The organism is Moraxella bovoculi 237, from assembly GCF_000696305.2.
Lineage (GTDB): Bacteria > Pseudomonadota > Gammaproteobacteria > Pseudomonadales > Moraxellaceae > Moraxella > Moraxella bovoculi.
In genome coordinates this window covers 159458-172647 of record NZ_AOMT01000026.1, presented here as the reverse complement: position 1 = coordinate 172647, position 13190 = coordinate 159458, and the positions used below count along the sequence as shown (strand labels likewise).

General features: G+C 46.2%; 13 protein-coding genes. 7 read left to right on the top strand and 6 right to left on the bottom strand.

Going from position 1 to position 13190, the window contains the following annotated elements; all coding sequences use genetic code 11:
- Positions 1-122: 122 nt before the first annotated feature.
- The 3 genes from MBO_RS07665 to MBO_RS07655 all read right to left on the bottom strand — a co-directional run bounded on the left by MBO_RS07665 (position 123) and on the right by MBO_RS07655 (position 5001).
- Positions 123-452 (bottom strand): TfoX/Sxy family protein, encoded by a 330-nt coding sequence (locus MBO_RS07665; protein WP_036366369.1) that lies wholly within the window; start codon positions 450-452, stop codon positions 123-125.
- A 98-nt stretch (positions 453-550) separates the two neighbouring features.
- Positions 551-2869: a site-specific recombinase gene (locus MBO_RS07660; RefSeq protein WP_217429450.1), complete on the bottom strand. Its 2319-nt coding sequence runs from the start codon at positions 2867-2869 to the stop codon at positions 551-553.
- A 98-nt stretch (positions 2870-2967) separates the two neighbouring features.
- Entirely contained in the window at positions 2968-5001 is a 2034-nt protein-coding gene (locus tag MBO_RS07655; RefSeq protein ID WP_036366365.1) for a UvrD-helicase domain-containing protein, read from the bottom strand.
- A gap of 105 nt (positions 5002-5106) precedes the next feature.
- Between MBO_RS07655 and MBO_RS07650 the strand changes: the two genes are divergently transcribed.
- The 4 genes from MBO_RS07650 to MBO_RS07635 all read left to right on the top strand — a co-directional run bounded on the left by MBO_RS07650 (position 5107) and on the right by MBO_RS07635 (position 6137).
- On the top strand, positions 5107-5439 hold the full coding sequence (locus tag MBO_RS07650) for a hypothetical protein (protein ID WP_036366363.1): 333 nt from the start codon (positions 5107-5109) through the stop codon (positions 5437-5439).
- 12 nt (positions 5440-5451) lie between these two features.
- Positions 5452-5661, top strand: a complete 210-nt coding sequence (locus tag MBO_RS07645; RefSeq protein ID WP_036366362.1) for a WG repeat-containing protein — start codon at positions 5452-5454, stop codon at positions 5659-5661.
- A 173-nt stretch (positions 5662-5834) separates the two neighbouring features.
- Positions 5835-5972: a hypothetical protein gene (locus tag MBO_RS07640; protein WP_160169678.1), complete on the top strand. Its 138-nt coding sequence runs from the start codon at positions 5835-5837 to the stop codon at positions 5970-5972.
- 18 nt (positions 5973-5990) lie between these two features.
- Positions 5991-6137, top strand: coding sequence for a hypothetical protein (locus MBO_RS07635; RefSeq protein ID WP_160169677.1), 147 nt, complete (start codon positions 5991-5993; stop codon positions 6135-6137).
- A 46-nt stretch (positions 6138-6183) separates the two neighbouring features.
- Here the strand turns inward: MBO_RS07635 and MBO_RS07630 are convergent, their stop codons facing one another.
- The 3 genes from MBO_RS07630 to MBO_RS07620 all read right to left on the bottom strand — a co-directional run bounded on the left by MBO_RS07630 (position 6184) and on the right by MBO_RS07620 (position 8409).
- On the bottom strand, positions 6184-6432 hold the full coding sequence (locus MBO_RS07630; RefSeq protein ID WP_036366359.1) for a putative hemolysin: 249 nt from the start codon (positions 6430-6432) through the stop codon (positions 6184-6186).
- Positions 6433-6550: 118 nt separating this feature from the next.
- Positions 6551-7417, bottom strand: a complete 867-nt coding sequence (locus MBO_RS07625) for a hypothetical protein (protein ID WP_036366356.1) — start codon at positions 7415-7417, stop codon at positions 6551-6553.
- Positions 7414-8409 (bottom strand): polyprenyl synthetase family protein, encoded by a 996-nt coding sequence (locus tag MBO_RS07620; protein WP_036366355.1) that lies wholly within the window; start codon positions 8407-8409, stop codon positions 7414-7416. Before MBO_RS07620 ends, MBO_RS07625 begins: the two co-directional genes overlap by 4 nt.
- A 330-nt stretch (positions 8410-8739) precedes the next feature.
- Here MBO_RS07620 and MBO_RS07615 point away from each other — a divergent pair, with 330 nt between their 5' ends.
- From MBO_RS07615 to MBO_RS07605, 3 genes are all read left to right on the top strand, one after another.
- A complete protein-coding gene (locus MBO_RS07615; RefSeq protein WP_036366353.1) occupies positions 8740-9819 on the top strand; it encodes a 3-deoxy-7-phosphoheptulonate synthase in 1080 nt (359 codons plus the stop codon).
- 269 nt (positions 9820-10088) lie between these two features.
- A complete protein-coding gene (locus tag MBO_RS07610; RefSeq protein ID WP_036366351.1) occupies positions 10089-11246 on the top strand; it encodes an efflux RND transporter periplasmic adaptor subunit in 1158 nt (385 codons plus the stop codon).
- 1 nt (position 11247) lies between these two features.
- On the top strand, positions 11248-13188 hold the full coding sequence (locus MBO_RS07605; protein ID WP_036366350.1) for a MacB family efflux pump subunit: 1941 nt from the start codon (positions 11248-11250) through the stop codon (positions 13186-13188).
- The last annotated feature ends 2 nt before the right edge of the window (positions 13189-13190 follow it).

Below are 13190 nucleotides of genomic sequence, written 5' to 3'. Positions count from 1 at the left end.
CGGTGACATTATATCAGATCGCACCCACATGCACCGTCATCGCTGTATAATATCATCTTATCATCATCATTCAAGCGGTAATATATTGGCTTAATAGACTTGCATTTATCATCGCATTTGGATTATCCATCCGCGCTCTTTAACGCCTTAACACCCAATTGAAACCAACGCACAAGCTCATCAAGACCATCAATCACTTCACTTAGCACGCTCATGTAATGCATGACCCGCTGCTTACCCTGAGCAACATAAGTGTATGAATGAGCGCCTGCCTGCGCAAACTCATGACGCGTCTGCCCATCCACTTTCACAAAGATCTCATCATCGGCAGTAATGATCGCAATAAGCTTATCGCCATAGAACAGACAATGCTCGCCGAACATCTTTTTGTAAGTTAATTTATAATAATCACCCATCTCATCTTGAATGAATCTGACAAAATCATTAGACATATCCCCCTTAATTTTACACATTACGGCATATCGCCAAGCGCAGTCGTTGAAAAATTAAAAACACCACCCAGTGATGGGTAGTGTTTTTGATTATAGCATTACTTAGGTAGTTTTGGTGGCTTGTCAGGCTTGGGTAGTGGCGTGGTATTTTGATCCTCTCTTACCTCTACTGTCTCAATCTCCTCATCATCGCTATGATGTTCAGCGATCGCCTCGCGAATGTCTTTATTCTCATCGCCTGACTTATCTTTTTGCTGCTCTTTGTCTTTGTCCTTAGGTTTACGACCTAGGCGACGCACGACATAGTTATCAGGCAGCACACGCGTGGTGGGTTCTTTTTCATCTGACACCTCTTCATAGATCACACGCCCTTCACTGTCAATCTGGGCATATTTCACCGACTCACTTCTAGGAAAGAAAAAGTCCCAAGGATTGACCAAGAAGTGCTTCCATATCAAGCTATTTAGCTTCTTCCACTCGAAGAATTCCACTTCTTTTGAGCGCAGTGCCACGAACAACGCCAAGGAGAAGCTCACCATCAGGTTCACCATACCGATAAGCAGCACGCCAACGAAGGACAGTAGCGCAAGCCTCCACGTCAAATCCTGTGGCGATAGGTAGAACAGCCCATGCACGAAGTTCGCTGACGCAAAAGCAATGTGGCGAATATCCAGCGGCAACCCAAGCATGTAGCCGATCGTCGCTGTACTACCTAGGAAGCAACCAAAGATAAAGTTACCCATGATCGCGCCCAGATTCGCCTCAATAAAACCACCAAGCTTATCTTGCCATTTGCTAGGCATGATGTGTGACAACAAGCGATGTCTGCGAATGCGTTCACCGATTTTATTATAGGCGGCCAGATTATCATAATAACCTGCGATCAGCCCCGATAAGAACAAGAACACGCCTGCGATCGCCGCATGCGGCAGTGACAACGAGCGAATCGGATCAAGCTCATGCAGCAGATGCGCCGCCTTCGAGCCATCGATCATCGGCGCACCCGTGAAATATAGCCAAACATAGGCAATCATCAGCGCAATCGGCATCGCAATCGAAATATTACCCATAATAGCCACGAACTGCGTACGCAAGATATCAACAATCAATTCAGAAAGCTTGGTGAGCTGCTGGTTTTTTTTGTTGCCAGCACCATGAGAGATGGTCGAGGCAATGGCGGCAGCCGTCATCGCAGGCTGCTTAGTGGCAACCGTACCACCTGCAATGTGGATCGTCACAAAGCCTAAGCCATAGATCATGCTGTTAATGAATGCCTTACCAATCGGTGCCAGCACCAATGACGAGCCTAGGGTTTTTATCGTCGCCATGAAAGCAATAAAAAAGCCACCGATCGCCGCTTTTTTGAACATCTTGTGATAGCCTGTGCGATCAGTACTGATGTAATGCTCGCCGACACGACTGGCATTCTCGGTAACCTTGCGCGACAGCAGCTTGGTATTATTCTCAATCAGATAACCAAAGCTATAACGCGTCTTGGCGGTGCGCACAATCTGAGCAGTTAGTTCCACGATAGCTTTGTCGCGTTTCTTGTCGATGTCTGACACCAGCTCAATCAATACCTGCATGCGATGCAAGCTCTGCTCTAGTCGCACAAGCATGTTCGTCAGGCGAATCGAAATGCCCGTCTTATAGATACGCTTACGCACGCTGGTGACAATCTCCTCGCACTGCTCCAACATAACAAGCAGCGGTGCAGGACTGATGTCCTCATCAGGCATGATGTCCGTCATTAGGTCAAGCTCATGCGCTTTACGGTATTGATTCACGAATAAAACCGCCTCTTGGTTCTGAGCGACGAAAGCGGCAGAGTGGTTAAGCATCTGCGGATAAGCAGACATCAAATCAGGATGCAGACCCATGCCACTTATGCGATAAGATAAGATAACGATGGCGTTTAGGATATTATTCTTAGCAGTCGCCACCAGTGCTAGATCCGATTCATCGACATGCACAAGCTCGACCAGCTTGTCCCACTTGTCTTCATCAATCATGCGCACCCAACGCAAGTCGCTGCGTTCATTAAATAGGTAACTTGCCAGCTCCACCACCGAATCCTCATCAGGCAATAGTGGCAAGAATCGATGTCCTATCAGGCGATTAACACTATAAGAAAAACTGTGATCTGAGGCGATGCCCGTATCGGTATATAAAGTGACTTGGTTGTATTTATTGGTTAGTCTTAGGATAAATGCGGCAAGCGATGCGCCATATTCAGGTTTTTGTTCTATGAATTCGATCAGCCCATCCATCTTATCATTGGCGATCTCTTCGTCGCCATCATTCACGCGCAACAGATCCACCAGCTCCTTGAGCGCCTGTGGTTCAGGCAGCTCTTTTAGGGCAGTGATGCGCTGTAAGGCATGTTCCAATTCAGAATGGTCAACACTTTGCACCAATTCTCTCCAAATTCTTTTTATAATTAGTTTTTAAGTCGCGGTCATTTTAGCACAGTTTTTATGTCAATTATGTCTTTATATCATTGCGACTTTTGTTATTAGCCGCCGCGCTTGGCTGCAAGCATGGCTTGAATGTTCGACAGGTAGTCTTGAGCGACCAGTTTTGGGTCTTTTTTGACGCCTGATTTGCCTGGGTAATCCATGTGGTCGGTTGGCAGCTCTTCTAAGAATCGTGACGGGGTCGTCTGCTTAAAATCACGTCCTGCGCGGCGTTTTTGGGCAACTGTTAAAGTCAGCTCCAATCTGGCACGCGTGATGCCCACATACATGAGACGACGCTCTTCTTCGATGTTCTCTTCTAGTAGCGAATTACGGTGTGGCAGAATCTCTTCTTCGACGCCGATGATGTACACGTAATCGAACTCAAGCCCCTTAGCGGCGTGGAGCGTCATTAGGTTCACCTTATTGGTGTTCTCTTCTTCTTGTTGCTGCTCAAGCATGTCAAGCAGTACCATCTTACGAATCACCGCTTCGATGGTCTTATCCTCATCCTCTTCAGCGCGGTCGATGAGTGTCGCGATGCTCTGGTAGAGGGATTCGATGTTGTCAAGGCGGTTTTTTTCTTGTTGTGGGGTTTTGCTGTCTTCTTTGATGTAATCAATATAACCCGTCTCGATGATCATCTGACGTACCAATGGCATGGGGTCAGCATTATCATACAGCTCACGCGTGTAACGCTCAATAAAATCAGCAAATGCATACAAAGTATTACTCGCCTTAGCACCAACAGCCGCCTTGAGACCCGCATGAGAACACGCAGACAGCAGCGAGATGCCATATTCTTGGGCGAGCAGACCCAGCTTCTCAAGCGTCGCCGAGCCCATGCCGCGCTTCGGCGTATTAATAATCCTTAAAAACGCCGCGTCATCATCAGGATTTAGGATGATGCGCAGATAGCTCATCACATCCTTAATCTCAGTACGCGCAAAGAATGACGTACCGCCCGAGAGCTTATAAGGCACATTCAGCTGACGCAGCTCGGTCTCTAGCACACGCGCTTGGAAATTCGAGCGATACAGCACCGCATACTGATCCCATGTGTTGCCGTTACGCAGGCGATGTGCGACGATTTCTTTGGCGACGCGTTCCGCCTCATCAAAATCCGACGGGCAAGTAATCACTCGAATGCGCTCACCCTCACCCTTGTCCGACCACAGCGCCTTATCAAAAATATGCTCATTATTGGCGATGACCGTATTCGCAGCGCTTAGAATGCGGTTGGTGGAGCGGTAGTTTTGTTCGAGTTTGACGACGTGCAGATTGGGGAAGTCTTGCTTAAGCAGCGCCATGTTCTCAGGCTTAGCACCGCGCCATGTGTAGATGGATTGGTCATCATCACCGACCACCGTAAATCGCGCTGATGATCCGACCAGCAGCTTAACCAGCTCATACTGTGCGGTGTTGGTATCTTGATATTCGTCCACGAGTAGATAGCGAATGCGGCGCTGCCATTTGTCACGCACCATCTCGTTATCTTTTAGAATCTTGGCAGGCAGCACAATCAAGTCATCAAAATCCACTGCGTTGTACGCGCGCAGATTACGCTCATACAACCCATACAGATGGGCGAACATCAGATCTTCTGGGTCGGACAGCGTTTGCGCGGCATCTTCAGGCCATACCAAGTCATTCTTCCAATCAGAGATGAATTTCATCGCCTTACTAGCCAGCTCGCGACTCTCAGCGCCGCTCATGTTGTCTCGCATCATCAGCTCCATCAGCAGCCGCTTAGAATCGTCCGAATCCATGATACTAAAGTTCGCCTTCAGCGGTGTGTGCATGAGCTCATAACGCAAAAACTGCAAACCAAACTGGTGAAAAGTAGACACTGTCAGTCCGCGAGTTTTTTCACTAGACAAGAGCTTAGAGACACGCGCTTTCATCTCGCGAGCCGCCTTGTTGGTGAAAGTCATCGCCGTGATACGCTCGGCAGGTGTATTGCAGTTGGTGATTAGATGCGCGATTTTTTGGGTGATGACCGATGTCTTACCTGAACCTGCTCCCGCCAAGACGAGCAGCGGTCCTGACACATGGGCTAAGGCTTCTTGTTGGCGGGGGTTCAATTGACTCATAATAATAAATAAGTTGGATAAATGGGGAGTCATTATAAAGGATTTTGATAAATTGGGCAAAAGTTTGTGCTAAACCATCCTTTGATATTTTTATGGAAAATCACCATGACAACACGCCTCACCTTTCTGGGTAAATCCTTATTTACCATGGTGATTTTGGTCAATTCATCTTATGCCAATACCACGCCACCACAAGACAAAACCACAAACCAATTAGAAACCCAACGCCAAGATGAACGAAAAGCCCAAATACAGGCCAAAATAAGAGCAGAACAACGGGCATTACAACGTGCCAAAGCCCATCAGGGACTTGTCTCCATACAAGACCCCATCGCGCATAAATACGGCCATCCAGACGCACAGGGTAACGTTGCCATCAAGCTCATTTATGATGAGACTGAAAAATTTAATGGCACTGACATGATTGTTGCCAAATAAGGCTTACATGGCGTGATTGATAGAGACGGCAAAGTCATCATTGATACGGTTTATGATGACATAATAAGACAAGATTCGTATTATATCGTCAAAAAACAAGGGCTTTATGGCGTACTTGATAAAAACGGCAACGTCGTTATTGACCTGACAAATGATGAATTACATGATGTAAAGGTTATTAAAGCACATAGAAGTAAATCAGCTTATTTTGCTAAAAAATAAGGCAAATATGGCATATATGATGACAAAGTCGAAGTTATCTTGCCTTTTGAATATGATAAACACGGCAAAATAGAGCAAGGCATTTTACCTGTCTCCAAGAATGACAAATGAGGCATGATAAAATTTACCACAGACCTTTATTATGACGTTGATTTTGACAAGCTTATCATATCATGGTTGATTTTGGTTTAGATTATGATTTTATTTATGGATTTACCGATGAGCTGCCTTTGGCGGTCAAAGATGACAAATGCGGCTTTATTGGTGAAACGGGCAAATTGGTGATTGGGCTATATTATGATTTAGCTTGACCATTTTATGCACCCATTTTGAAAGTCAAAGACACCACAAACCCCAGCATCAATAACCAGTCCATTGCCTTTGTTGGCAAAAAGTCCGGCGATAAAATACAGCTTGGGGCGATTGATAAAACAGGCAAAGCCGTGATAGAAGGCGAAGTTAGCATTAACCATTAAGCTAATCCAATAAAAAACGCCAATCATCAGGTTGGCGTTATTGTTTTTAGTGGTGCTTACGATAAAATTCCCATTCCTCAACGGTTGGGCCATTAGGTAATTGACACACACCGTATTGACTGCCGTCTTTGGCGGTCTTAATGACTGACTTACCACCACGCTCCACACAGAACACACTGGCAGGATTGGAAGCATCAGCTTTAGGTTCTTTTTTGAGCGGGTTATAATCCTTAATGGTCTGACAACCTGCCAATACCAAACACGTTGCCATCATTGATAGTGCTACTTTTTTCATCTTATGCTCCTAGGTAGGTTTAAAATTTAATTACACCACAAATCGAATGCAAATCGCCAAATATTTTTGTACAAGAAACGTTATCGATGATCGCTTGATACCATCAATACCTCATACACTATCTTAGATAGAAAAGACACCACACCGCCAGCACACCTAATAGAATACCTAGCCCGTTGATTTTTGAGATTTTTTCTCTAAATATCACCAGACCAACCACCACACCGAGGCAGATAACGCCAATATTCATGCCAGCAAATACCAATGTCGGATCATCTTTATAGACTTGATGCGCCTTGATATAAAATAAAATATTAGCAAAATTGAGCGCGCCCAACAGCACACCACTGGCTAGGCTTTTTGGCTGCCATTTGGTTCTGTTCATCATAAGATAAATAAAGAGCAACACAAACGCCAACACAAAGCTTACAAACAGCGTATCAGGAAACGCATTGCCCAGCTTTGCCATCTGCTTGAACAGAATATCAATCACGCCATAACCTAGCCACACCCCGCCCAGAATGGCGGCGGCGCGCTTAAAATCGGTCGTATCGGATACTTTAACATCTGTATGATGGACTGGCTTGTAGGTCAAAGCGATGAGCGATGAGAATGCCAAAATAAGACCTGCACCCTTCGCCAGCGTCAAATCCTCCCCAAAGATCGTAAATGATGCCAATATCGGCAAAAATAACGCCAAACGCTGCGCCACGTCTGACTTGGCGATACCGACCATCTGCACCGCTTTTGCCATGATGATGAATACGCTGGGCAGCAGCACCCCCAAGGCAACAAAAATAAATGCGCCATTTGCCATGATTTGGCTAACATCAAAGCTCGGCTTTAATAGATAAATACATAAAATAATGGCGGTGATGTAGTTAATTAAGATCGCCTGAGCGACATCGATGCCACGGCTGCGCGCCATTTTTAGGAATATAGATACCAGTACGCTGGCACTGATAGCAAGAACCAGATAACTCATATCAATCTGGCACTCGCCAATTGGGTCAACTGATACAACGCATGGCGGTATTGGTTGTCAGGCAGTTTCATAAGAGTCGTTTGGGCAAGGCGGGTTTCATCCAACGCCCGATTTTTGCAGTATTCCAAAGCTCCTGATGATTTCACCAAGCCAATCAGCGTCTCAGCATTGTCGGTTTTGCCTGTTTGTACAGCGATTCTTAGTTTGTCATAGTCATCGCTATTGGCTTGTTTTAGGATTTCTAAGGTTTTGATAATCGGCAAGGTCGGCTTACCTTCGGCTAGGTCATCGCCCAGATTTTTGCCCATCGTTTGACTGTCACCCATAAAGTCCAGCACGTCATCAATCATCTGAAAGGCATTGCCAAAATGTTGCCCAAAATCAGACAAATTAGCAAGTAACTCTTTGTCATCATGCTTGCCATGAAGTAGAGCCGAACCCACACACGCCATCATGAACAGGCGTGAAGTCTTGCCGTCAATGATTTGTAGGTAGTCACTTTCGGTCGTCTCAATGTTGTGTTGGTGTTGTAATTGTAGCACTTCGCCTTCGGCAATGTCGCACGTCCCGTCCGAGAACAGCTTTAATAATGTCATATCGCCAAACCCCGTCAAAAGGTTAAACGAGCGAGCGATAAGATAGTCGCCCACCAGCACAGCCGTGGCGTTGTTCCAAGTGGCGTTGGCGGTCGGTCGCCCCCGTCTCATACCAGACTGATCAATCACGTCATCATGCACGAGCGTGGCGGTATGGAGCATCTCGGTAATCGCCCCAAGTTCTAGGCTTGGCTGATACCGCTCATCCTTTATCATGCGTGAGATGAGCAGGGTCATCAAGGGTCGCATACGCTTACCGCCTGCGTTGATGACGTGGTCAGACACTTTCATGATGAGCTGAACTTTGGAATTTAGTGAGCCAAAAACTTGCTTGTCCATAACAGCAAAATCATCAGCAACAACGGATAAAATCTCAGAATAAGTGGGCGTGGTCATGTTATTTTTCTCAAAAAATCAACAGTAAACAAAACCCATTTATCATACCACAGCCAACGCATTTACTCAAAGACAAATCAACCGTAGGGGTGAAACCTATCAGTTTATTGTTTAGATATTTTTAATTGATATTTATATTTTTTGAATTAATTCGATCACAATTAGATTTTTGATGCGATGCTCACAGATAATTTAAATTTTTTGGGAGCTTTCGCGAGTTTTTGCCCCGCTAAAGCTTGTAAAATGGGTTCATTGTGTGCATAATGGTTGCATTTTTATTTGAGTGTATTTGTATACCGCAACAAGCACTGCCAACCATAAGGTAGCCCTATGTCATTTTTAACTCATCATACAGAAATCGACGACGTGAACATCGAGAAAATCACACCGCTCATCACCCCCGCAGAACTAAAACGCACCTACCCACTAACCAGTGAAGCCTTTAATACCGTCCTTCATGGCCGTAAAGTCATCGAAGACATCCTAGATGGCGAAGACAAGCGCATCCTGGTCGTGGTGGGTCCATGCTCTATCCATGATGTCGATGCCGCCCATGAGTATGCGGACAAGCTAAAAGCCTTAGCGGATGAATTAAAAGATGAGTTATTCATCGTCATGCGTGTGTATTTTGAAAAGCCCCGCACCACCACAGGCTGGAAAGGTCTGATTAACGACCCTGACATGAATGACAGCTTCGACATCGAAAAGGGGCTTGGCATGGCTCGTAAGCTTCTGCTTGAATTAAACGAAAAAGGCCTACCATGCGCCACCGAAGCCCTAGACCCCAACACCCCCCAATATATGCAGGACTTAATCAGCTGGTCGGCAATCGGAGCCAGAACCACCGAATCACAAACCCACCGTGAAATGTCAAGTGGCTTATCTTGCCCTGTCGGTTTTAAAAACGGTACGGACGGCTCCATGACCGTGGCGGTAAATGCCATGCAAGCGGTAAAATCAGGGCATAGCTTTTTGGGTCTATCATCGGACGGGCAAGTCTCTATCATCAAGTCCAAAGGCAACAAATACGCCCACGTTGTCTTGCGTGGTGGTAACGACCAGCCCAACTATGATGAGACTGCCATCGCCGCCGCCGAAAACGAGCTTGCCCGTGGCAAAACCAACGGCAAAATCATGGTAGACGCAAGCCACGCCAACTCTGGCAAAGACCCCTACTTGCAGCCGATGGTTATCCAAAACATTGCAAGACAAATCCAAAGAGGCAACAAGTCTATCATGGGTCTCATGATTGAAAGCCACCTAAAAGGCGGTCGCCAAAATATCCCTGCCGACCTAAGCCAATTGGAATACGGCAAATCGATAACGGACGGCTGTTTGGATTGGGGTAGCACAGTGGACGTATTACGTCAATTTGCCAAAGACGTCAAAGAGCATTTGCCAAATCGTTAAAACTGGCGGTTAAAACCTTAAATCCATAAATAAAGGCGGAGCGATTCGCCTTTATTTATGGGCAAACCAAATTGAATACATTAAGAAATACCCGACCTTTTACAACCATCCAACCTGTAAAGTATATCGCCTGTTTTTGCTTGAAAAATCAAACCCAGCTCAACCTATCTTTAAGCCATTACTCACAGTCAAAACATAGCAATCCCATACTTTTATTATGGTGAATTTTTTTGTATAATAGCAATGATATTTATTTAACATCATACATTATGACAAACAAAAAATTCAAAAAACCCTTGATTATCATCATCATTTTGATGATTGGCGTGGCGTGTGCTACTTTCTTTTTTTATCAAAAACAACCACCAAAACAGCAATACCTCACGCACACTGCTGGGCTTGCCAACATCGAGAGTACTGTCATCGCAGGCGGTCAAGTCTATGCTGAGGAGCTGATTGACGTGGGGGCTCAGGCAACGGGGCGTGTCGACAGACTGCACGTCAAGCTAGGACAACGGGTCAAAAAAGGCGAACCCATCGCCGATATCGATGCCACTCAGCAAAAAAATGCCCTAAAAGATGATGAGGCAAGCTACAAATCCTTGCTTGCTCAGCACGACATCAAAAAAATCCAGCTTGCTCAAATCGAGCATGAATTTAACCAACAAAAGCAAGGCTATCAAGCAGGCGTGGTAGCAAAAATAGACTACACAAAAGCAAAAACTGCACTATCCACCGCCCAAAAAGAGCTAAATGCAAGCATGGCTCAGCTTGAACAAGCCAAACTCAAAATCGCCACCGCCAAAACTAACCTTGCCTACACTCGCATTACCGCCCCCATGGATGGTGTGGTGGTGGCGGTCGTTACCAAAGAGGGTCAAAACATCAACGCCATGCAGTCATCGCCAACCATCATCAGGCTGGCTCAGATTGATACGGTGCAAATCAAAGCCAAATTCTCCGAAGCGGACATTCCCAAGCTAAAAACAGGCATGAATGCCCACTTTACTATTTTGGGATTACCAAATCGACAGTTTGAGGCCACACTCCAAGATTTAGAATTGTTCCCCATTGATACCACTGCTCAATCAGGGGCGGTGTATTATTATGGACTGCTCAGTGTCCCAAACCCCGATCATGAACTCTTTATCGGCATGACCGCAAACGTTACTGTCGTCATTGACAAAAAAGAGCAAGCACTCACCATTCCTATGACCGCACTTAGCAAACAGCTCTCTGATGACACCTTTGAGGTACAAGTCATTGATGATGAACACAGCTCCACCCCTACCATCGAAACTCGCACCATCAAAACAGGCATCAACGACAAGCTCTCTACCGAAGTGCTATCAGGACTAACACAGGGCGAAAAGGTGGTGGTCGCCACCTCAGACGGCACGGTTGAAAGTGTTAGCATAGGGCTATGACATGGCAACACCCATTTTATCACTAAAAAACATCAAAAAAAGCTTTGCTTTTGGTGATGACTCCCTAGAAGTATTAAAAGGCATTGACCTTGATATTTATAGAGGAGAAATGGTCGCCATCGTGGGGCAATCAGGCTCTGGCAAATCCACGCTCATGAACATCATGGCGTGTCTGGACACACCGACATCAGGCGAGTATCGGATTGACGGTCTTTGCACCCAAGACATGAACGGTGAGCAGTTGGCAAGCCTAAGGCGAGATAAGTTTGGTTTTATTTTTCAGCGTTATCAACTACTTAGCAGTCTCAACGCCACCGCCAACGTTGCCATGCCTGCCATCTATGCAGGGGTGAGTCAAAAAACTCGTGAGCAAAAAGCCCAAGCCCTACTTGCCAAACTAGGGCTAGAACAACGCCTCGACCATTATCCCAACCAGCTCTCAGGTGGACAACAGCAGCGAGTATCTATCGCTCGTGCCTTGATGAATGGCGGACAAATCATCTTTGCGGACGAACCCACAGGGGCGTTGGACAGCCAAAGTAGTCGTGATGTCATGGCAATTTTGACCGAGTTAAATCGTGAGGGACACACGATTATCCTAGTAACCCACGACCCTAAAATCGCCCAAAGTGCCAGCCGTATCATCACCATCGCAGACGGTCAAATCATCAGCGATGACAACAACAGCAATGATACTGTAAACACCACCCAAGATTTTCAACAAAACACCCACCGCACGCTAAATTTTCAAGCCATCGGTCGTATCAAAGAGGCTTTTCACATGGCGGTTTTGACCATGCTTGCCAGCAAAATGAGAACGCTTTTGACCATGCTTGGCATCATCATCGGCATCGCCTCTGTGGTACTCATCGTGGCACTTGGCAACGGCTCAAAACAGCAAATTTTAAACCAAATCAACAGCATGGGCTCATCAACCATCAGCGTCTTTATGGGTGGTGACAACGAGGACGACACCACGCCGCCCAATGATTTGACCTTTGATGACATGTATGCACTCGAAACATTACCCTCTGTCGCCAGTACCTCGCCAGATTTGAGCATGAGTATGACCGCCCAATTAGGCAATCACAGCAAAGGCGTGCAGGTGGACGGCGTGGGGCTAAACCATCATCGTTTGCAAAATGTGCAGTTTGTCGCAGGGGGTATGTTTCGCCAAAGTGATCTGGATAATTTTAGCCAAAACGTCATCATCAGCGAAAAAACCAAACAAAATTTTTTCAAACAAAATAACGCTTTGGGGCAAATTCTCATCTTAAATGGTGTACCGACCAAAGTGGTGGGCGTATTTAAATACAATGGCATTGAGGGCAATTTTGACCGCAATCTCAAAGTGTGGCTTCCCTATCGTACCTACCAAGCCCGCTTTGCAGGCGAGTCGCCACGCCTAAACAGCATTACAGTACTACTAAAACCAAACGAGTCGTCCGCCCTTGCCAGCGAAAGCATCAACCAGCTTTTAACCCAACGGCACGGCAAAAAAGACTTTACCCTATTTAACAGCGACAGCCTTGCCAAAACGGTCGAAAAAACCGCCCAATCCTTGACCTTACTCATCGGGGCGATTGCAGTCATCTCGCTACTGGTTGGTGGGATTGGCGTGATGAACATCATGCTCGTCTCCGTTACCGAACGCACAGGCGAGATTGGTGTGCGTATGGCGGTGGGGGCAACTTATGGCGACATCGTTTGGCAATTTCTCATCGAGGCGATGGTGGTGTGTGCGTTGGGCGGTGTGCTTGGGGTGCTTTTGGCGTTTGGGCTTGGTGGATTGTTACAACTCTTTGACATTAAAGTTATTTTCTCGGCGACTTCCATCGCCCTTGCGGTGGGTTGTGCTAGCCTGATTGGGCTTGTTTTTGGACTAATGCCTGCTCATAAAGGGGCAAAACTAAATCCCATCGAAGCATTAAACAAAGGATAAAT

Bases quoted from the DNA above. Each gene is read 5' to 3' on its own strand.
- MBO_RS07665 (WP_036366369.1), bottom strand. From the start codon at position 452: ATGTCTAATGATTTTGTCAGATTCATTCAAGATGAGATGGGTGATTAT.
- MBO_RS07620 (WP_036366355.1), bottom strand. From the start codon at position 8,409: ATGACCACGCCCACTTATTCTGAGATTTTATCCGTTGTTGCTGATGAT.
- MBO_RS07650 (WP_036366363.1), top strand. From the start codon at position 5,107: ATGACAACACGCCTCACCTTTCTGGGTAAATCCTTATTTACCATGGTG.
- MBO_RS07655 (WP_036366365.1), bottom strand. From the start codon at position 5,001: ATGAGTCAATTGAACCCCCGCCAACAAGAAGCCTTAGCCCATGTGTCA.
- MBO_RS07615 (WP_036366353.1), top strand. From the start codon at position 8,740: ATGTCATTTTTAACTCATCATACAGAAATCGACGACGTGAACATCGAG.
- MBO_RS07610 (WP_036366351.1), top strand. From the start codon at position 10,089: ATGACAAACAAAAAATTCAAAAAACCCTTGATTATCATCATCATTTTG.
- MBO_RS07630 (WP_036366359.1), bottom strand. From the start codon at position 6,432: ATGAAAAAAGTAGCACTATCAATGATGGCAACGTGTTTGGTATTGGCA.
- MBO_RS07605 (WP_036366350.1), top strand. From the start codon at position 11,248: ATGGCAACACCCATTTTATCACTAAAAAACATCAAAAAAAGCTTTGCT.
- MBO_RS07625 (WP_036366356.1), bottom strand. From the start codon at position 7,417: ATGAGTTATCTGGTTCTTGCTATCAGTGCCAGCGTACTGGTATCTATA.
- MBO_RS07640 (WP_160169678.1), top strand. From the start codon at position 5,835: ATGGTTGATTTTGGTTTAGATTATGATTTTATTTATGGATTTACCGAT.